Here is a 22,127-nt window from a genome sequence, read left to right as displayed (position 1 = left end):
TTGTTAAAGATTGATTAATGTAAAGGAGTCACAAAAAATGAAAACTTATCTTAATAAGGAAATTGATAAAACTAAAATATTATTGGCAAAGTTAACAGCAAATAACCTCGACGGGATTTTATTTTATTCACCAGAAAATCGTTTTTGATTATCAGAATTTATGTCATCAGAGGGGTATTTACTATTTAGTAAAACCCAAACAACATTATTTTTAGATGGTCGTTATATTACCGATGGTCAAGCAAAAGCAAAAAATGTTACAAATGTTGCTGAAATGATTACTAATAATCCTGGGGGATTTTTACAAATGTTAAAAGAACAATTGATAGCTAATAATATCAATAACCTTGGATTTGAAAGTAATTTTTTAACCTATCAACATTATCAAGTATTACAAAAGCAACTGGCTCCAATTACGTTAGTTCCAGTTGATTTTTCGGAATTAAGAGCAGTTAAAACAAACAAGGAAATTAACGCTTTAGCTCAAGCTTGTGCAATTGGAGATTTAGCTATTGAAAATGTTTTAAAAGTGATTAAACCTGGAATGACAGAACGGGAAGTTGAACAAGTCATTATTAATACTTTTATTAGCGCTGGAGCAGAAAAACCAAGTTTTGATACAATCGTTGCGTCTGGCGAACGAGGAGCTTTACCACATGGTCGCGCAACAGAGCGGGTAATTCAAAATAATGAATTAATTACAATTGATTTTGGTTGTATCTATAATGGTTTTTGTTCCGATACAACACGAACAATTGGGGTTGGTCAGCCTAGTGCAAAATTGCAAGAAATTTTTCAAATTGTTTATGAGGCTCAGGATGCTGCCATTAAGGCGATTAAACCAGGGGTGTTAACTTCAACAATTGATCAAATTGCTCGTGATTATATTAATAGCAAAGGATATGGTGAATATTTTACCCATTCAACTGGTCATGGCGTTGGAATTGAAATTCATGAATTTCCTCGGGTTTCTCCGTTTTGCCAAGTGCCATTAGAACCAGGAATGATTATTACCGTTGAACCAGGGATTTATATTCCTAATCTTGGGGGCGTACGGATTGAAGACGATATTTTAGTAACAGAAACTGGCTATGAATTACTAACAAAATCAGATAGAAAATTAATTTTAAAATAATGTTTAAAAATAAATGAAAAATTAGTCTTCTCATCGTTAGTTTGTTGATGCTCTTAGTAATTGTTTTGTCATTAATTATCTTAGGAACAACTGGGAAAATGATTAATACGGAATTGGTAAATCAACAAGATCAAAAGTTAATATTTCCCAACAATAATAAAATCGCCCCGGTTGAGTATTTATTATCACCATTTTATTTATTGCAATTTTCATTAGGAAATCTTTCAGCAATGAAGTTTGCCCTAGCGCCTCAAACAGTTAGTGCAACAATTTTAATAGGTTATCAAATTGGTTATATTTTATTAGTTATTGTTGCCCCAATTTTAGGAACAACTGTTATTAGTTTAATCTTAGTAATAATTTTTCATGGTAATGATAAAAGCAAAGTAATTCAAGAAGTAAAAGCACCAAAACCATCATCAGAGGAAATTTTATTAACAGAAATTAAACAAAATATGAATGATATTCAAGAGTTTTTAGTTAAACTCCATTATGATGTTAAGGCTCTAAAAAAATTTACTGGTTTAATAACACCAAAAAGTTCTAAACAATCAGCAGTAATGAAAACCCATCAAACATTTTTAACGACCAAAAAAAATGACCTAGATGGAATTTTGAAAAAACAAGAACAATTAATATCTGATCAAAATCAGGCACAAGAAAATAACCCTTCCCCAAAACTTTCTGTTGAACAAGATGCAATTAATCGCCCAGTTAGTTTGATAGAACCAAAAGAATATATTATGCCAAAACGAGAAGAAAATTTTGTTAATAATTTTCCAACGCAAGAATTTTTATCAACAAACTTACCACAAACCGAAAAAAAATTATCGTTAAGTGCAATATTTGATCGTAAGAAAGTTGACAAAGTTTTAAATGAATCAGAAGAGATTGATAATACAACAACAGTTGAAATTCAAGAAATTAATTTTAAAGACGAAGTTACAACAACTGAAACTACTAAAGAAAAGGTTGGGTTTGATTTAAATAATTATAATTATAGTGAAAAAACCGAAATTATTGATCAAAGCGGTGGGGCAATTTATCAACCAGGAGATGTCTTATTTTATCAAAATGAAGAATACAAAATTATCCAGTTAATTGCAAAAAATATTCCACAAACTGGTCAAGTTTTTGAATTAACCTTACAAAGTAATAAAGATGGTAATATTATTACAATTTATCGTAAATAGTTTTTAATTAAACATTAAAAAAAACTCATTCAATATTGAATGAGTTTTTTTGTTAAATCAAATTATTTACTGATTTATTTTTTGTTTTGACAGAAATAATGGGAAGCTGATAATGGCAATTCCAAGGAAAGTACCATAAATGATTAAAATTACCAGATTATTAGCATTAAAGGTAATTAGTAATGGTAGACAAACAGCACTAATTATTAAGCTGATAATGGCGTTACCAAAAACATGTTGGATCATCATCGCTAGATTAAAGTTATGAGCAGGAACGATTTCCGTAATTTCGGCTTTTTGTTTGCGTTGCATGATTCCCAGACTAAAACTTAGCCCAAAAAAACCGCCCGCAAGGCCCAAAATGAAGTATAGTCAAGCAAAAAAAGTGTTGGTAAATAAAGTAGTTATTAAAAAAGTACTAAATAATAATGCGAGACTAATGAAACTAATAATAGTTACTAAGAAACGATAACTGTTATTGTTGCTAATCTTCAGGGCATAACCAATTAAAAAGGCACTTTTTCGAATAAAATATAAGACTCCAATCAGGATAATTAATTCAGGGGTTATTGGAAAAACTAAAATTGGTAAAACATAACCAAAAAATTCAATTATTCCGTTTAAAAAACTGTTTGTAAATAGATATTTTAGAAAAGCTTTATTTTTTAAAAGCTCTTTAAAATTGGCATCTTTTAAATTAAAAGTAATATTTTCCCCTTTAATATCTTGGTTAGTTAAAACTAAAATTAAATTACCTAACCCCAAAACTCCTAGATAACTTCCAAGAATAATATTTTGTGTTTGATTTTTTGTCAAAAACATAATAAGAAAGGGGATTAGAATTAATGAAACTAAGCCAAGATTAAATATCAGATTGGGATTAAATTTAATTTCATTTTTAATTGCATAGCTACGCGTTATTTCCATTGTGAAGGGAACTAAACCGGCAGTAAAAATTCCAATTAAAATTAAATTAATAATAAACAACGTTAAGTAATTATTAAGATTAAAAGCATTAATAATCATTATGGTTGTTAAAAAAATGAATAAGAAACAACTATTTATTTGTAAGACTTTTTGATTACCAATTTTTATTTTTAACCGCATTCAAAGAGGAGTTATGAAAAACATCATTATTGGTATTAGCAAAAAAAGTCACATTCAGTGTAATCCGAGGTTAAAATAAATTATTGTTGGTAATAGGGAAAAAATTGTCCCCAAGAGGGCTCCTTGTCAAAAAAGCGTTATTTTCCAAGGAATCAGTTTATTCTTCATATCGTGTTCCTTTCTGTTGCAAAATATTTTTATGATTTTTTTTGCGTTGATATAAATTAACTTTTTTAGCATTTAAAAAGAATTTATTAAAGAGAAAAGGCCATTTATTTTGATATAGCATTAAAACGCGTCAAAAAAGAGGATATAAGGTAAATGGTAAAATCAAATATAAGGTAAATAAAATATCATCTTTTAAGGTATTTTGTATGAATAATGCATTTGCCGTTGCAAGATTATGAATTAAAAGTCAAACTAAATAATTAGTTAAGCGCATTCCTAAAATTAAGATTGGCATTAAGATAATTAAAATTCACCATCAGCGAATTAAATATTTTCGTAAGATAAAAATTAAAATTCCGTAAAGATTATATAGTAACATAATGAAAACCATTTCAATGACGGCACTTTCTAACAAAAATTGTAATATACTACTGATGTTAATAACCCCTAGGGCAATATTATAACGAAAAACAATTGTTGTAATAATAACCATAAAAGGTAAAAAATTAAAGCCAGGAATAAAACGAAAAACTAAGTTTAAGACAAAAGTAAAACTACTTAATAAAGCGATTATAGCTATTTCAAAAATGGGCTTAAAAGTTACACCACAATTTGAATTTTTTTCGATCATCAATATCTGTTACACTTTTTTAATCAAAGTGAAACATTGAGACTATCAGGGAAAAAGAATTTATTGTGGCTAAAATTAGATGTTGATTTAAAAAAGAATTTTTCATTTTTTTGCTCTCCATTTTTTTATGATAAATATAAAATTGTTATTAATTATTAAAATTTTTCCTTGTTTTTCTTACCTAAGTTATAAAACATCATCTCGACTTTTAAATAAGTATTTTTTCATTTGTGTTATCCTCTTTTCGTAATAATAAGTTAAATTATTACTGTTATTTTATCAAATTTTTTAAGGTTTGTTTCATCTTTTACGGTATAATTGAAATGCATAGGAGGAAACATTATGAAAAAACCACTAGTAATCATTACAGGAGCATCATCAGGAATTGGAAAAGCAGCAGCAATTGCTTTTAGTAAGGAAGGGTACCCGTTATTGTTAATTGCTCGCCGGAAAGAATTGTTAGAGCAATTACAATTACCAGAAGCAATTTGTGCCCAAGTTGATGTAACTGATTTTGAAAGTTTAAACAACGCAATTAAAGCTGCCGAAGCACAATATGGCCCTGCCGATTTATTAATTAATAATGCGGGCATAATGCCATTAGATAAAATTTATGACCAACCATTAACAGATCAATATAATTTAATTGATATTAATATTAAAGGTGTTTTAAATGGGATTCATGCTGTTGTGAATGGGATGAAAGAACGTTGCCATGGAACAATTATTAATGTTTCATCAGTTGCTGGCCGCTATACTTTTGCTAATCATAGTGTTTATTGTGGAACAAAATATGCTGTTCACGCAATTAGTGAAGAAATTCGTAAAGAATTAGGGCAATTTAATGTTCGCGTTAGTGTTTTAGCTCCTGCTATTGTTGATACGAATTTATTAACTTCGGTTAAAAATGCTAATATTTTGGCAAGTTACCAAGCAACGAAAAAAGAAATTGATAATGGGCTAAAACCTGAAGATTTAGCGGCAATGATGTTATATGTTTATCAATTACCACAGCGTATTGCGATTAAAGAATTAGTTACATCAGCAACAAATCAATTATGCTAACTAACTAAAAAATATTATTTTTCAAAAAAGGTATGATAATTTTAAAGGAGAAGAAAATGAAAAAAGCAATTGATACAATTAAAATACTAGGAGTTGAAGCAATTAATAAAGCAAATTCAGGGCATCCTGGGATTGTTTTAGGAGCAGCACCAATGGCTTATACGCTATTTACAAAGCATTTACGAGTTAATCCAAGTGTTGATAAATGAATTAATCGTGATCGCTTTATTTTATCAGCTGGACATGGGACTGGTTTATTATACCCATTATTGCACTTATCAGGATTTGACTTATCCATTGACGATTTAAAAGATTTTCGTCAAGTTGATTCAATTACTCCAGGCCATCCTGAATCACATTTAACACCAGGAGTTGATGTAACAACAGGGCCATTAGGACAAGGATTTGCAATGGCAGTTGGAAGTGCGTTAGCTGAAACGTTTTTAGCGGCAAAATATAATCAAGAAAAATATCCTTTGTTTGACCATTATACTTATGTCTTATGTGGCGATGGTGATTTACAAGAAGGGGTAACCCAAGAAGCATTATCATTAGCTGGACATTGAAAACTAAAGAAATTAATTGTTTTATTTGATTCAAATGATGTTCAGTTAGATAATATGACATCAGTTGCGCAAAGTGAAAATATTGCTGAACGTTTTGTTGCGGCAAACTGAAACTATTTAAAAGTTAAGGATGGGAATGATGTCGAAGCAATTGATGCTGCAATTAGTCAGGCCAAATTAAGTGATAAACCAACTTTAATTGAAGTTAAAACAATTATTGGGCAAGGGGCAACAAAACAAGGAACCCCAAATGTCCATGGGGCACCATTAGGCCATGATATTGAAACAGTTAAAACCAGCTTAGAATGAACAGAAAAAGATTTTGTTGTTCCAACTGAGGTTTATAGTTGTTTTGAAAAAAATGTTAAAGAACGTGGTGAAGATGCTTACGAAACTTGAATTAAACTTTATCAAGATTTTTGCCAAGAATATCCAGAGATTGGAACGGAAATTGATCGGGCAATTCATGGTGATTTTGCAATTAACCTAAAAGATTTTAGCGATTTAATTCCAACCCAACCGCAAGCAACACGTATTAGTAGTGGGACAATTGTTGATCGCATTTCACAATTATGTCCAAATTGAATTGGTGGTAGTGCTGACTTAACTGGTAGTACAAAAGCAAAAGGAGCCGATGGTAATTATAGTCACGACCATTTAACTGGCCGAAACATTAATTATGGTGTTCGTGAATTTGCCATGGGAGCTATCAATAATGGGATTTATGCCCATGGGGGATTATTACCATTTGCTGGGGTTTTCTTTGTTTTTGCTGATTATATGAAACCAGCCATCCGGATGAGTTCATTAATGGAATTACCAGTAATTTACATTATGTCGCATGATTCAATTGCTGTTGGTGAAGATGGCCCAACCCATCAACCAATTGAACAATTAGCAATGTTAAGAGCTCAACCAAATTTAAATGTTTATCGCCCAGCTGATTTTAAAGAAACATTAGGATCTTATTATCAAGCGTTTCAAACAAAACATACCCCAAGTGCAATTTTAATTACCCGCCAAAATTTACCAGAATTAAGTGATACTAGTGCTGAAAAAGTTAATCTAGGAGCATACAAAGTTTATGGTAAAGATGCAAATAATAATATTGTAATTTTAGCAACAGGAAGTGAAGTGCATTTAGCAATTGCTGTTGCCCAAAAACTGGAACAAGAAGAAAAATTACAAGTAAAAGTTGTTTCAATGCCGTCATGAGAGTTATTTGAACGACAGACAAAAGCTTATCGTGAAAGTTTAATTGAACCAACGGCGTTTAAAGTATCAATTGAATTAGGAGCAACATTTGGTTGAGAACGTTATACTTCAAATAATGGTTTAAATATTGGAATTGATACTTTTGGAAAATCAGGACCATTCCAAGATGTCTTTAATTATTTTGGAATTAGTGTTGATCATATTACCAAAAAAATTATTGATAAATTATAAAATAGAGAGTAATTATTATAATGTTTCTTTTAACTTTAAAGAATTTAATAAAAATCGTAGCAGATTATTATTAAATTTAGTAGTTAGAAGAAACATTTTTATATGGTAAAAAATAATACTGTTTTAAGACTACCTTGATATTTTCTATTAATAAGAACTATTTAAATAACGTTCCCAAAAAATAGGTGCTAATGCTCGTAACGATAGGGGAATAACAACTTGCGATAAGGGATAGGTAAAAATAAATAAATGAATAAAGTTATAAATTAAACTGTATAATCAATTACTATAACCTGGCCAAACTGAATCAGGGAAGGCAGTTGTTCAAATAAAATAGCCCCCAATTACTTGTCATAAGTAAATAATTAAAAAAATAGTGATACATAGAATAAAATAGTTAGCATAAGTAATATAATTTTTATCTTTTTTAACGGCAAAGCGCATTAATCCAGCTAGCGCTGGTGTTGTCATTGGTAAAAAATAGTCTAATAAGTATGATCAGGGGGAAATAATATAACCAGCTTGAATAAACAGTAAAGACATTAAGGCACTAATAGCTCCCGTTATTCAACCAGCTAAACTAGAATGTAGAAAAGCAATGATAATTAAAGGAATATATTTTAGGGCTAAACCGCCACCAAAGGGCAGATTAGGTAAAAAGTAGCTCTCAATGTACCCTAAAGCAATCGTAAAACTAGCAAAAAGAGCAATTAAAACATAATCAAAGGTTTGTCATTTTCAAAATCCCAATTTAATTTTGATTTGTTTTCAAAATGATTGGTCATTAATTTGTCATTTAATTTCGTGACGATAATATAAATAAACAACGCAATTAAAAGTTAAATTAATTAGATTTAAACCAATGATATTTAGCATTATAAACTGCATTTTATAATGGAGATATTCATCTTTTGTACATAATCAACTACTAATTGAGTATAAGACATTAAAAATTAAACCAAGCGTTGTAAAGGCAATTAAAAACTTTTTAATATTATCAACAGTTTCAACAGTAAGAGCTGGGAAAATTGTTATTAGTTGTTCGTTGTTAAGAGTAACAAAGATAAGAAAAAAACTTAAAAATAAGCCTAGAGAAATAAAAAGAAGAGTTTTATTGGTAATTAAAATCTTTTTTCATTGTGGTTCTTTTGTTATTGTCATAAAAAAAATCTCCTTACATTAAATTAACAATAATTAACATATGAGATTCAAATTAAGTAAAATATCTATTTTAATAATAGATGCCATAATTTGAACTTCCTCCGCTAGTATTAACTAGATCAGGTTCTAAGAGTATTTCTCAAACTTATCATTTGAAGATAAGCTACCTCTGTCAATTACAACTTTATCATACCATTATTTCTTAATTTTATTAAGAATATTTAAGTTAATTAATGTTTTGTCATAAAAAATTTGATAAAATAATCGTATAGGAATTTATATTTTTTAGATAAGGAAAACAAGATGAAAAACTGATTCAAACGCAAAAAACTTAATGAGAGCGAAATTACTAGTTTAAAAACAGCAAGCTCATATGATGATGAAATTGAAGCAGTTAGTGGCTTTCATTTTAATGATGACCCAGTTATATCACCGATTGAAAATAATGAAGTTCCAAAAGCAGAATTTAATGATAATCAAACTAATTCAAAAGGCAAACCAGAAAATATCTCAAGTATTTTGCAACAAGCACGTAATAAAATTAATGTTATTAAAAGTGAATCAAATATGAATGAACATGAAAATTTATTAGAACGGTTAGAGCAATTAAAAAATTTGCGGGACAATGCAACAGCCCAACCAAATGAATTTCAACAAATGTTAAATCAAATTAAAGAACGTAATTTTAATGATAGAATGGACTATATTATGTCACGAATTAATGCATCGCATCGTGATGACCATAAATTTAAAAATAACAAAATTACTGAAGAACAATTTGATGAGGAAGAGGTAATTATTAATGCTAATGGTGAAAAGGTTTTTGTTCCAAAAACAGCTGTTGAAAAATCTAAACCAAAACCGGGGGGAAAAGCAAAAAAAGAACCTAAAAAAATGGATGATGAAATGACAATTACCTTATCAATTGATCAATTACAAAAAATTGTCCGTGATACTGTTGAAGATGTTTTAGTAGAATTAGGGATTAAACAAAAATAAATTAAAACAGAAAGGATTTTGGAGAATGAAAGTAGCTTTATTTGGTGGTAGTTTTGACCCTTTTCATACTGATCATTTACAAATTATTAAATTAGTTAAAACTACATTGCCAGTTGATGAAATTTGAATAATTCCAACTAACCAAAATCCTTTCAAAACAAGAAAATTATCTCCAATTACTGATCGTTTAGCAATGATCAATTTAGCCGTTAATGATATTTCGTATGTCAAAATTAATAATATTGAATTGAAAAATAATGAGCCAAGCACTACTTATGAAACGGTTGTTAAATTAAAAGCAAGTAACCCTAACATTGAATTTTATTTTATTATTGGTTCTGACCAGTTACCAAAATTAGATGAATGAAATAATATAAACGAATTAATTAAAATTCAAACATTTATTATTTTACAACGCTCAGAAGAAGTTTCCCCAGAGTTATTGCAAAAGTATCAAGCTATTACGATTCCGTTTGTAAATAATAATTTTTTAGCATCAACAGATTTAAGGGCGGGAAAGAATTTAACTTTACAAATTCCGGCTATTAATAACTATATTAATGAACACTTATTATATTTACCAGAACGGTTAGAATCGCAAATGGATGAAAAACGTTACCAGCATTGTTTAAATGTTGGGCAAGCCGCCCAAGAATTAGCTACACTTTATGATTTAAATCCCCAACAAGCTTTAATTGCTGGAACATGACATGATGTGACAAAACAATGATCGCTTGAAAAACAAGAGGCTTATTTATTAAAATATGCGCCAGAATTAGTTAGTGAGCCAATGCCAACATGACATGGCTATAGTGCATATTATTATTTAAAACATGAATTACTATTTAACGATGAAGAAATTTTATCAGCGATCAAATGACATACGGTCGGTCATCGATCAATGACAAAATTAGAAATGATTACTTTTATTGCTGATAAAATTTCAAAAGAACGTCATTATGATGAGGTTGAACATTACCGTGAATTGGCAAAAATTAATTTGGAAAAAACATTCCAGGAATTAATTATTATGCAATATCAGCGGGCAGTTGACAAGCATGGGTTGTCAGGAATCGGCAAGAATATTATTAAAACAATTTCAAAGTGAGGAAAATCTTAATGAAATTAATAATTAGTGCAATGGCTGAAGAACTTAGCGAAACATTAACTAGTTTAGCAGCACAATTAATTCATAATAAAAATGGCTTAAAAGTTTATCAAAAAAATGATTGATTATTTGCTATTACAAAAATTGGTCAAGTTAATGCTGCAATTGCTTTAACAACAATTATTCAAAATTTTGACATTAGTAAAATTTTTAATTTAGGGACAGCAGGGAGTTTAATCCCAACAGTTAAAATTCAAGATATTGTTATTATTGAAAAAGCTTATTATACTTTTGCTGATGCAACAGTTTTTGGCTATCAATTAGGACAAATTCCCCAAGAACCATTTGGTTATCAAAGTGATCAAACCTTAATGACTTGTTTAAAAAAGATTGCCCCTGATGCTAAAGTGGGATTGTTAGGAACAAGTGATGTTTTTATTAATAGTTCAAATCATTTAGCACATTTAAGAGCAATCCCAGTCGAACTTACTGTTAGTGATATGGAGGGAACAGCTTTTTTCCAAACAGCTTATAGTTTTAACATTCCAATTGTTGCAGTTAAAATTATTAGTGACCAGGTTTTTTCGCCAATTAATTCGGAAGTTGAATTTAAAACTAATTTATTATTAGCAAGTAAAAAAATTAAAAATATTATTGATAATTTAATGCTATCTTGCTAACTTTTTATTATAATTTAATTAGTAGACTATAAAAACTTTTTTATCCTTAACAAACATGTTTTTCTTGGGAAGAGGGTGAATTTTATCAATAAGTTAATTAAAAATTCATTACAGTATATTTCAAAAAAACTATTAAACTATTTATCAATCTTTTTTCTATTAATTTTATCAGTTGGGGTATTTGCTGGGATGTTTAATTATAATGCTCAGTTAGATGTCTTATATACAAATGCAGTTAACAATTCAATTCGTTATGATACGCATGTCAATTTAAATAAAATGGATTTAAATAGTCGTAGTTATAATGCTTTAGCAAGTGATTGAATTGGTTTTGCTAACTTTGATCAAAAAACGATGATTTCAGATTGAATTGAATTTATTGAAAAAACAAATAATAATACCCAAGTTTGTCTTGATTCACAAAAAGGGATTACTGATCAATTACAAACTTTTATTAGTCAACATAATTTAAGTTTTAAACCTGGAAAATCATTATCCCAGTTTGTTGAAGAATTTAAAGGAGTAAATTGTAACTATTTAATTTATAGTCTAAAAAATATTTTAACAACTAGCTTAGATTCCCAAACAAAAAAACCATTAAATTGAGAACTGATGGTTGATAATAGTGCCGATTTAACAATTAATGAGACAACTTATCATCTAATTAATGCTTTTCACCATAACATAAATCAATTGTGAAGCAATAATAACTTAAACCGTGTTGATATTAGTAACAATATTAAAACAGCGACTAGTATTAGTGATGGTGAAATTTTTGTTAATAGTTATTTTATGAGTAAAAATGGCTTAAAAAATAATGATTTGCTTAATTTAGGGGTGAAAGATGGTAAACCAAATCAATTTGAAATTGTTGGAAATGGTTATCGTTATAGTGATTTAATGTTAGAAGCGTTTCGGACAATTAATGGTAATTACAATGGTTCATCTTCAACTAATTTTGCTTTGGTTTATATGACCGATAATGGCTATAAAAATATTTTTGAATATAATCCGGCTTTAACAAATAATTATCAAGCTTATATCCGCTTTAACAATAATGATAATTTTAATAATAGTTTTAAAGAGTTAAATACTTTAATAACTAACTATTTTTCAACAACTTGAAATCAAACAATTACTAAGTATGATGATTTTGGGGAACCTGGTCAACAAGAAATTTTAATTTTGATTGATTATATTATTTTTGCCGTAGTTTGTTTTGCCGCCAGCTTGGTTATTTTAACGATTATGTACTTTTTTATTAAACGTGATATTGCCGCTCAACATCAAACATTAGGGATTTTAAAATCACTTGGTTATAGTACTTGGCAATTAGCCTTAAGTATTATTGTTCCAATTGTTTTAACAATTATTTTAGGTTCAATTTTAGGTTATATTTTTGCCTTTGGGTTTGCTAGTTACTTTATTATTTTATACAAACCATTTGCATTATTACCATTTAGTGATTTTTATAACAATTGAATTATTTTTGCTGTTTTTCTGGTCACTATTCCATTAATTTTTATAATGATTTTAATGCTAATTACGATTAATTTATTGAATAAAAATCCGTTAACATTAATTAATAATCAAAAACAATTTAATAGTCTTAAAATTGGGAAAAAATTTAGAACAATTCGTAAAAAACCCGTCCTTTATTTACCATTTGGTGTCAAAATTGCCACTTCTTTTGCCCAAAAATCAATTACAAAATGGATTACAACTTTGTTAACTTTCCTTTTTGGAACTTTAGTGTTGTTTTTTGAGTTTAATGCTATTGATTTATTTAATAAATATGTTGCTAGTGTTCGAACACCGTATACCCAAAAAACAACCCAAGTAATTGATATTCCTTTTCAGTTTTCATATCAACTGGCAAATGATAAATTAGCAATAAACCCTGACCCAACTACTTTTAATTACAATTGAATTCCAGAGTCAGAAATCTTTCCAGCAGATATTGATGAAAATAGTTTTAATTGTTCGTGAGAATGAGCAAATAAATATATGCCAATTACTTTTACGGATCAAAACGACGAAGTTGGTAAAAATAAACCAGGAAACGAAATAATTAGAATTATCTCTCAACCAATGATGAATAAGTGTCTTAATGGTGATTATTTAAAACAAGTAATTAATAGTAAATCTTTTGATGAATTATTAAGCACAGTTCAATCTGCAACGACACCAGAATTATTTGTCAAAATCAAATTTTATTTACAAAATGCTAAATTACAGCCATCAATCCCAAATTTAAGTTTTGGAAAATTTATTTATGATTCAAATGATGAATTACCATTGTTTTCAACCTCAATTGAACCTTTACAATTAGAAGATAATACTAAAATCCGCCAAGCGAGTGTTATTGGTTTAGACCAAGAAACTAATTTTGCTGATTATTATAATTTTGATGATAATACTAGCTATGTTAATAATCTTTTTAAACCACTATCAAATTCAACTGCTATTCCAATTGTTGTTTCAAAAAAAATATGATATAGTAATGAAATTCCCATTACTCACCCATTTGAATGAAAAGTTAAAACTTCGCCAAAAGATTATCAAACAACCTTATTACAAGTTGTTGGTTATACAAATAATGATACTACAACCAATAATATTTATATGGATAGTAAAACTCTTCGGAGTTTATTAGGGATTGACCGAATTCCAGATCAAGTTGATAAAAAAGTTTTTGGCCAAAATCGCTTGATTTCCAAACGGAAAGAAGGCTTTCAACCTGAACATTATTTAACAATTTATTCAAAAAATGGTTTAAAACCAGAAAATTATATTTACTTTACCCCAACCTCAGCTAAAGATCAAAATGAGGCTGTAATATATGCAACGGCAATTTTAAATAATGCAAATAGTTTAATGCCCCTTGATTTATTACAAACATCTTTAGAAAATGTTTTTAAAAATGCTACTTTATTAATTCAAATTACAGCTATTTTTACTTTTATTATTGTGGCCTTTATTTTAATGGTTTTAGTTAATATTGTAGTTGAGGAAAATAAAGGAATTATGGCAACCTTAAAAGCAATGGGCTATAGTAACTTTAAAATTATGAATTATGTTTTATCATGATATATAATTGCTTTTGTGATTGGTTTAGGGTTACCATTCTTAATTTCCTTCTATGCTTGGCAATTATTAACTAGTTTTATTTTTTCTTTAACGGGTTTATTATTTGAATTAGTCTTTTCATGGCAAAGTATTGTGATAGTTATTCTAGCGTTATTTGTTCTGACAAGTGCAATTACAATGATTGTTTTAATTCGTTTACGTCGTGAACGGTTAATTGATTTGACAAAATAACATTTATTAACTGAATAAAAAAAGGTTGTTTGAAAACTTATATTTTATAAGACTGAAATTATTCAGTCTTTTTGATATTTAAATTGGAGATATCCATAATTATCGGTTTTTTATTGAAGTATAGTTTAAATATTTAATATTTTTTTATTTGGAACTTAATTTACCAATTTTTTTCATTTTTTTGATTTTTTTTTTTTTTTTTGCAAAAATAGTAATAATTTTTTATGTTTTAATATATAATTACGCCAAGTAATTAAAAATATTTATATTGTATCATTTGGAGGTGAACTGAATATGAAAAATAAAATGCAAGTATTTTACGACAATATGTGTACTAGTTGCCAACAAAAGTTTAAAAAAGTTGTTAGTGCTGTTAAGAAAAACATTTTAAAAGATTTAGATGATTTAGAATTATTTAAATGTAATATTGATAAAAACCACGATATTGATGAAGACAATGGGGTTATTCCTGTAGCTTTTATTTTCTGTAAACATGATTCTTATGCTTTCTTTTGAAAAGAGGATTTATATAATGGTGATGGATCACCCAAGTTAAATATGGTAAATAATGTAATCACATTATCACAAGCAACAATTGAGAGAATTAAAGAAAAATCAACAAATCAACAACAATTAGCTGTCATTAAAAAAGAGAAAACAGAATTAATTGCTTCAAAACTTATTAATGAAAATAGTAATTCCTTAAAAAATCATTTTGGTCGACAAATGTTAATTATGAATCGTCAACATCTTTTACATATGTCAAAGATTAAAAAACTAATTTTAAGCTTAGGTTTAGGTTTTATTTTAATTATCGGAGTAGTTGCTGGAACCTTAGGATGATATTTTACACGAATTGAAAATAAAATTGCTGGCTCACAATCATCAGATCCAAATTGACGTATTGATTTAGCAGAAGTATTAACAAAGCGTAATTTAGGACCGATTCCTGATAATAGAGAAGAGACTATTTTAAATGCTGCAGTGGCCCAAAATAATAATTTGAAAAAAGATGATCTTTATCTTAAAAATATTAAAGCTAGTAAAGCTAGTGTTTTTGTAAAATCATCAAGTAATATTTATTTGCATAATTCTTCGGTTGAAGTAAATTACTTACCAGAGTTAATAACATTAGCAACTGATGTTAAAAAAGTAAATTTTCCAAAAACTGTCACTAGCGGGACGTCAGAGGAACTATTAGATATAGTTAAAGGGTCTATTGAAAATGCTGATTTGGTTACAAGTAATGTTAAAATAGAAAATTTTAATAAGATTGGTGATGATGTCTTGCAAGTTGACTTAACTGTCATTGAAAATAGTAAAATTTATTTAAATAGTGATGTTTTAAAATTATATTTTAGTCAAAGTAATCGTAAATTATTATCAGAAGTTTTAACTGACGTTAATCTTGAGGATATTTTAAATAAAAAAGAAGATACAATCATAAATAAAATTGGGGAAAAGAATCCGGAAGTAAATCTAAAAGCAATTGAAGTTGAAAAGGGAACAATTCTTAATTCTTCTGCTTTTATTCAAGTATCGACAAAATATAATGAAGATTACATTTTAGATACTGACCCAATTCAAGTTAATTATCGTGTATTTAATAAAGATATTGGTACTGTAATTAGTTCAATACCAACTACTGATTCAACTGAGTTTAATGATGCTACAAGTGGTAATGGAATATTATATTTAGATAGTATCAAAAAAATATTAGTTGGAACAAATACTGGTTTATATTTACTTAATTCAGATGGAACATTTAAATCAAAAATTAATGATGAGATGGGCGACGACAATTCGATTAAAGCAATTGGTAAATTAAATGATAACACTATTTTAGTATCAACTGGGAGACAGACTGTATGACATTTGCATTCTGATGGTTCAGTTATTAATCAAGAAAAAATTCAGAACTCTTATACCATTACTTCTTTTTTACAATTAGAAGATGGAACCATTTTGGCTGGAGGATATAATGGGGCAATCTATCAATTAAATAAAGATGGCAAAGTAATTGCAACAGTTCAGGAAAATCTTGGCGTGGTAATTTCATCACTAGTAAAATTATCAAATAATACTATTTTGGCTGGAGGATGAAAGAATTCTATTGGAGGAAGAATTTTTCAACTAACAATGGCAGGTAAGATTATTAAAAAGGTTGGTGATTTTAAAAATGGCATTTATTCTATAATAGAATTGAAGGATGAAACGATTTTGGCAACAAGCATGCAAACAAATTATCAACTAAATGATGATGGTACTGTTAAAGAACAAGTTGAGGCTTTTCGCAAATCCGCTTTTGGAACAGTTCAACTTCCAAATGGAGATTTCTTTATGTTATCTGTTGAAGCTTCAGTTTATAAATTAAGAACTGAATAAAAAATAATTATTTTGATTATTCTGATTTATTTTTTAGTTAAATTTTAATAAATGCATGATTAAATTTTTTAATATTTGTAATGCATTTTTTACTCTTAATATCTAAATTTTATAAGGATTAAAGTATAAAAATAATTTGTTTATTAAATTTAATCCTATTTTAATAGATAGGATTTTTTTATTTTATGTTAAGATAAAAATGACCATTTACATAAAATTAAAAACAATTATACATTAGAAAATTTATCAAAGAAAATAACATATTAGTGATCAACCAGAATTATGATCAACAACGTAAATTATTAAAACGATTTATTAATTGATTATCTTTTTTTAAAAATATCAAGTATAATTAATTAGTTATGATAATTGAGGAGAAAAAAATGGAACATAAAAAAATTATTAATATTGCCGTGATTGCCCATGTTGATGCTGGTAAATCAACGTTAGTTGATGCTTTATTGCAACAAAGTGGTGTTTTTCATGAGAATGCCCAAATTGTGGACCTGATAATGGATAGTGATGCCTTAGAAAAAGAGCGGGGAATTACAATTTATGCAAAAAATTGTGCGATTAACTATAAGGATTATAAAATCAATATTGTTGATACCCCTGGCCATGCTGATTTTTCATCAGAAATTGAACGTATTATTAAAACCGTTGATACAGTAATCTTATTAGTCGATTCAAGTGAAGGGCCAATGCCCCAAACACGTTTTGTATTGCAAAAATCATTAGAATTAGGGTTACGTCCAATTTTATTAATTAATAAAATTGATAAAAAAGATCAACGAGCAGCGGAAGTTGTTAATGAAGCTTTAGAATTATTTATGAATTTAGGAGCAACTGATGAACAATTAGACTTTCCAGTTTTATATGGAATTGCTAAACAAGGAATTGTGCAAAAAGAATTAACTGATCAAGGAGAAAATTTAATTCCGTTATTTGAAACAATTATTAATCATGTCACACCATATCCGGATTTAACTAGTGAACCATTAAGAATGCAAGTTAGTTCTTTAGCTTTTGATGAATATATTGGGCGCTTAGGAATTGGGCGTTTATTTGCTGGAACAATTAGTGAAGGGCAAGAAGTGACAATTGCTAAAAATGATGGTCAATTAGCAAAAGGAAAAATTACTGGTGTTTTTGTCTATGAAGGATTAAAACGAATTAAAAAACAAACAGCGGTTGCTGGGGATATTGTTATTATTGCTGGAATTAGTGATATTTCAATTGGAGATACAATTTGTGATAAAAATAATGTTGTTGCAATGGAACCAATTACAATTGAAGAACCAACTTTAGCAATGAACTTTTTAGTTAACAAATCACCATTTGCTGGAAAAGAAGGAAAATTTGTTACAACTCGTAATATTAAAGAACGATTAGAAAAAGAATTAGAAGTTAATGTCGGATTACGTGTCCAACCATTAAGTGATTCAAGTGTTGATGGATTCCGTGTTTCAGGACGGGGAGAATTACACTTATCGATTTTATTAGAAAATCTACGCCGCGAAGGGTTTGAACTAGCGGTTTCAAAACCAGAAGTTCTTCTACGCCGTGATGATGTTAATGTCTTATTAGAACCAATGGAAGAAGTGATTATTACTGTTCCGGATGAGTATTCAGGAACAGTAATTGGAAAATTAAATTTACGTAAAGGAACAATGTTAAATATGGATATGGTCGGAACTCATACTAAGATTACATATAGTATTCCAACGCGTGGTTTAATTGGTTATCAACGTGAATTTATTAATGCAACTCATGGAGAAGGAATCTTAGTTCGTAAATTTAGTGGTTATGAACAATATAAAGGTGAAATCCCTAGTCGTGGTAATGGGGTCTTAATTGCAAATGAATTAGGAACAACAGCCGCCTATGCTTTAGGGGCGTTAGAAGAACGCGGAAGTTTATTTGTCACTCCAGGAACAAAAGTCTATGAAGGAATGATTGTCGGAATTCATAGTCGTAGTAATGATTTAGTTGTTAACCCATGTAAAAATAAAAAGTTAACAAATACGCGATCAGCTGGAAATGATGATGCCATTCGCTTATCACCACCAATCATTATGAATTTAGAAGAATCATTAGAATTTATTGAAAATGATGAATTAGTTGAAATTACACCATTAAATATTCGTTTACGTAAGAAATGATTAAATGCTAGTGAACGAAAACAATATGAAAAACAAGAACAAACACCAGTAGAATAAAAAAATAAAAACTTAGGATAATCCTAAGTTTTTATTTTTTTGAAACAATGTCTTGTTCTTTCTTCTTTGGTTCTTGTGCGATTTTTTTTGTTTTACTGCTACCACGGCTAATTTCCCCAGTAGCTAAAGATGATTTTTTCTTGAAATCAAATTTTGGTTCTGTTCCTTTTAATAAGCGGGCAATATTTTCGTGGTGGCGAGCAATTGACAAAATTGCTCCTAAAACAATAACAATATTAATTAATGCTAAACTATCATAATAGTTATTATAATTATTTGCAAGGTGGTGAAATTGGTTAAATCAAATAATTTTTGAATCAGCTAATAAATTTCCATCAAAATTAATGACACTAATACCACTAATTTGTGGGACCCAACATAAACAAGCAACTAAAAATACTGCTAAAATTGATGAAACCGAAACACGTTTTCAAATAAAGATGGTAATTCATCAAGTTCCGGCGGCTATTAAGAACAAGTAGGGGTTTGCCATTAATAATAACCCCCCAAATGATGCAACTGTTTTTCCACCTTTAAAACGGTAATAGATTGGATAACAATGTCCAACTAACACGAAGAAAGCCGGAATATAATAACTAGTTGCCCCAAAATTAACGCCATTAATATTAATACAACTAATTCCAAAAACAATAAACATTGTCACAATTACTTTTCCCATATCTAAGAAAGTTACTGCTAATCCTCATTTTTTCCCTAAAACGCGAGTTGTATTTGTTGCCCCCGCATTTTTTGAATAATAATCCCGGACATCAACTTTATACATTAATTTGCTAATTAAAATTGATCAACTAAAAGAACCAATTAAATAAGCGATAATTGACCCAATAATTGTGCCAATAATACCATAAATCTCCATTTTCTTCACCTCTATCTTTAAATCTTTTTAAGTATACTATAATAATAAATTAATTTAAAATATTTGTAAATATTACAGTTATAATATAATATATTATAGAAAGAGATAAAAAAAGGAAGTTCAATAGATGAGTGAGCAAACAAAAAAAACAAATTATGATGAATCTTCAATTCAGATTTTAGAAGGTTTAGATGCTGTTCGAAAGCGCCCAGGGATGTATATTGGTTCAACTGATATTCGTGGTCTACATCACTTAGTTTGAGAAATCGTTGATAACTCAATTGATGAAGCCTTAGCTGGTTTTTGTAATGAAATTAATGTCACAATTCATAAGGATAATTCAATTACTGTCCAAGATAATGGTCGTGGAGTTCCAGTTGGTAAACATAGTTCGGGTAAATCAACCCCTGAAGTAATTTTTTCGATTTTACATGCTGGTGGTAAATTTGGTGGTGACGGCTATAAGACTTCTGGGGGCTTACATGGGGTAGGTTCATCAGTTGTTAACGCCTTATCAGTTAAGTTTGATGTTGTGATTTATCGTGATAAAAAGATCAGTGAAATTAAATTTGAACATGGGGGAAAACTAAGTCAAAAATTAACAACAGTTGGAACCACAACAAAAACAGGAACAACAGTTCATTTTGTTCCTGATCCAGAGATTTTTAAGGTAATTGATTTTTCATTTTCAACAATTTCAGAACGAATTCGGGAATCAGCCTTTTTAAATAGTGGGTTAAAAATAACATTATTTGATGAACGAACTGAAAAACAAGTTGCATATCTTTTTAATAATGGGTTAGAAGAGTTTATTACTTTTATGAATGAGGGAAAAAAAACAATTACTCCAATTATGTTATTAAAAGGAAATGAAAAAAATATTGATGTTGAAATTGCAATTCAATATTCAACTGAATTTAATGAAAACCTTTTGAGTTTTGCCAATAATGTTAAAACAAGTGAAGGGGGTTCCCATGTTGTTGGATTCCGTAGTGGTTTAACACGCGTAATTAATGACTATGCCCGTAAAGAAGGGTTATTAAAAGAAAAAGATAAAAACTTAGATTCAACTGATACCCGTGAAGGTTTGACTGCTATTATTTCCGTTAAAGTTCCAGAAAATTTAATTCAATATGAAGGACAAACAAAAGGAAAATTAGGAACTGTTGATGCCAAAAGTGCCGTCGAAAGTATTGTTACTAGTCAATTTGGGTTTTGAATGACCGAAAATAAAACTAGTGCTTATGCGATTATTGAAAAAGCCTTATTGGCGCGGAATGCTCGTGAAGAAGCTCGTAAGGCTCGTGAAGCTGCTCGTGGGAATAAGAAAAAAAATTCAGAGCGCTTATTAACAGGAAAATTAACTCCAGCACAAAGTAAAAATAAATTAGATAATGAATTATTTTTAGTTGAAGGGGATTCAGCGGGTGGTAGTGCCAAATTAGGGCGTGACCGAAAATTCCAAGCAATTTTACCATTACGAGGAAAGGTAATTAATGCCGAAAAATCAAAACTAGAAGATTTATTAAAAAACGAAGAAATTAATGTGATGATTAATGCGATTGGAGCTGGGGTTGGAAAAGAATTTGATATTGATGATTCTAATTATGGTAAAATCATTATTATGACCGATGCTGATACCGATGGTGCCCATATTCAAACATTATTATTAACTTTCTTTTATCGTTATATGAAAGATTTGATTGAAAATAATCGTGTTTATATTGCTTTACCACCATTATTTAAAATTTTTAATACTAAAACAAAACAAATTGATTATGCTTGAGATGAAAATGAATTAAAAGCAAAACTAAAAACAATCAAAGATAAATTTGAATTACAACGCTATAAAGGATTAGGGGAAATGAATGCCGAACAATTGTGAGAGACAACAATGGATCCAAATACCCGCCAATTAATTGCTGTAACAATTGATGATGCTTCATTAGCTGATAAAAAAGTTGTAACCTTAATGGGTGATGACGCCAAAAAAAGAAAAGAATGAATTGATGAAAATGTTAAATTTACTTTAGAAGATGATTTTCCAACAATTATTCAACAGTAAT

15 protein-coding genes and 1 riboswitch are annotated in these 22,127 nt (G+C 28.8%); of the genes, 11 read left to right on the top strand and 4 right to left on the bottom strand.

Annotation, left to right across the window (positions count from 1 at the left end; translation table 4 throughout):
- The first annotated feature begins 37 nt into the window (after positions 1–37).
- Both SSYRP_RS02865 and SSYRP_RS02860 read left to right on the top strand, forming a co-directional pair.
- Positions 38–1,135: an aminopeptidase P family protein gene (locus SSYRP_RS02865; protein WP_016340808.1), complete on the top strand. Its 1,098-nt coding sequence runs from the start codon at positions 38–40 to the stop codon at positions 1,133–1,135.
- 47 nt (positions 1,136–1,182) lie between these two features.
- A complete protein-coding gene (locus SSYRP_RS02860; RefSeq protein WP_236608035.1) occupies positions 1,183–2,328 on the top strand; it encodes a hypothetical protein in 1,146 nt (381 codons plus the stop codon).
- A 66-nt stretch (positions 2,329–2,394) separates the two neighbouring features.
- On the opposite strand, the gene SSYRP_RS02855 is transcribed toward SSYRP_RS02860, so the two are convergent.
- Both SSYRP_RS02855 and SSYRP_RS02850 read right to left on the bottom strand, forming a co-directional pair.
- On the bottom strand, positions 2,395–3,603 hold the full coding sequence (locus SSYRP_RS02855) for a hypothetical protein (protein ID WP_016340806.1): 1,209 nt from the start codon (positions 3,601–3,603) through the stop codon (positions 2,395–2,397).
- Positions 3,593–4,234, bottom strand: coding sequence for a hypothetical protein (locus tag SSYRP_RS02850; protein WP_016340805.1), 642 nt, complete (start codon positions 4,232–4,234; stop codon positions 3,593–3,595). Before SSYRP_RS02850 ends, SSYRP_RS02855 begins: the two co-directional genes overlap by 11 nt.
- Before the next feature lie 342 nt (positions 4,235–4,576).
- Between SSYRP_RS02850 and SSYRP_RS02845 the strand changes: the two genes are divergently transcribed.
- Positions 4,577–5,299 carry an SDR family oxidoreductase gene (locus tag SSYRP_RS02845; protein ID WP_016340804.1) on the top strand — a complete coding sequence of 241 codons (723 nt, stop codon included), beginning with the start codon at positions 4,577–4,579 and terminating at the stop codon, positions 5,297–5,299.
- Between the two features lie 56 nt (positions 5,300–5,355).
- Positions 5,356–7,311 carry a transketolase gene (gene tkt, locus SSYRP_RS02840; RefSeq protein ID WP_016340803.1) on the top strand — a complete coding sequence of 652 codons (1,956 nt, stop codon included), beginning with the start codon at positions 5,356–5,358 and terminating at the stop codon, positions 7,309–7,311.
- 147 nt (positions 7,312–7,458) lie between these two features.
- Here the strand turns inward: tkt and SSYRP_RS02835 are convergent, their stop codons facing one another.
- Complete coding sequence (locus SSYRP_RS02835; protein WP_016340802.1) at positions 7,459–8,472, bottom strand: energy-coupled thiamine transporter ThiT; 1,014 nt, start codon at positions 8,470–8,472, stop codon at positions 7,459–7,461.
- A 78-nt stretch (positions 8,473–8,550) separates the two neighbouring features.
- Positions 8,551–8,653, bottom strand: a riboswitch (TPP riboswitch).
- Between the two features lie 122 nt (positions 8,654–8,775).
- On the opposite strand from SSYRP_RS02835, the gene SSYRP_RS02830 reads away from it, so the two are divergent.
- The 6 genes from SSYRP_RS02830 (at position 8,776) to typA (ending at position 19,184) form a co-directional block, all read left to right on the top strand.
- Positions 8,776–9,471 (top strand): hypothetical protein, encoded by a 696-nt coding sequence (locus SSYRP_RS02830; RefSeq protein ID WP_016340801.1) that lies wholly within the window; start codon positions 8,776–8,778, stop codon positions 9,469–9,471.
- 25 nt (positions 9,472–9,496) lie between these two features.
- On the top strand, positions 9,497–10,591 hold the full coding sequence (locus SSYRP_RS02825) for a nicotinate-nucleotide adenylyltransferase (protein ID WP_016340800.1): 1,095 nt from the start codon (positions 9,497–9,499) through the stop codon (positions 10,589–10,591).
- Positions 10,591–11,259, top strand: a complete 669-nt coding sequence (gene mtnN, locus SSYRP_RS02820; RefSeq protein WP_016340799.1) for a 5'-methylthioadenosine/S-adenosylhomocysteine nucleosidase — start codon at positions 10,591–10,593, stop codon at positions 11,257–11,259. Before SSYRP_RS02825 ends, mtnN begins: the two co-directional genes overlap by 1 nt.
- Before the next feature lie 75 nt (positions 11,260–11,334).
- Complete coding sequence (locus tag SSYRP_RS02815; protein ID WP_016340798.1) at positions 11,335–14,580, top strand: ABC transporter permease; 3,246 nt, start codon at positions 11,335–11,337, stop codon at positions 14,578–14,580.
- A 294-nt stretch (positions 14,581–14,874) separates the two neighbouring features.
- Complete coding sequence (locus tag SSYRP_RS02810; RefSeq protein ID WP_016340797.1) at positions 14,875–16,965, top strand: PQQ-binding-like beta-propeller repeat protein; 2,091 nt, start codon at positions 14,875–14,877, stop codon at positions 16,963–16,965.
- 383 nt (positions 16,966–17,348) lie between these two features.
- Positions 17,349–19,184 (top strand): translational GTPase TypA, encoded by a 1,836-nt coding sequence (typA, locus tag SSYRP_RS02805; protein WP_016340796.1) that lies wholly within the window; start codon positions 17,349–17,351, stop codon positions 19,182–19,184.
- Between the two features lie 31 nt (positions 19,185–19,215).
- Here the strand turns inward: typA and plsY are convergent, their stop codons facing one another.
- Complete coding sequence (gene plsY, locus SSYRP_RS02800) at positions 19,216–20,061, bottom strand: glycerol-3-phosphate 1-O-acyltransferase PlsY (protein ID WP_016340795.1); 846 nt, start codon at positions 20,059–20,061, stop codon at positions 19,216–19,218.
- Between the two features lie 127 nt (positions 20,062–20,188).
- On the opposite strand from plsY, the gene parE reads away from it, so the two are divergent.
- The gene (parE, locus tag SSYRP_RS02795; protein ID WP_016340794.1) at positions 20,189–22,126 is read left to right on the top strand and encodes a DNA topoisomerase IV subunit B; all 1,938 of its coding nucleotides are present in this window, start codon (positions 20,189–20,191) and stop codon (positions 22,124–22,126) included.
- Position 22,127 lies beyond the last annotated feature (1 nt).

This window comes from Spiroplasma syrphidicola EA-1, from assembly GCF_000400955.1.
Taxonomy (GTDB): domain Bacteria; phylum Bacillota_I; class Bacilli_A; order Mycoplasmatales; family Mycoplasmataceae; genus Spiroplasma; species Spiroplasma syrphidicola.
Note: the sequence above shows the minus strand (reverse complement) of the source record. Positions and strands in the feature narration are given on the sequence as shown.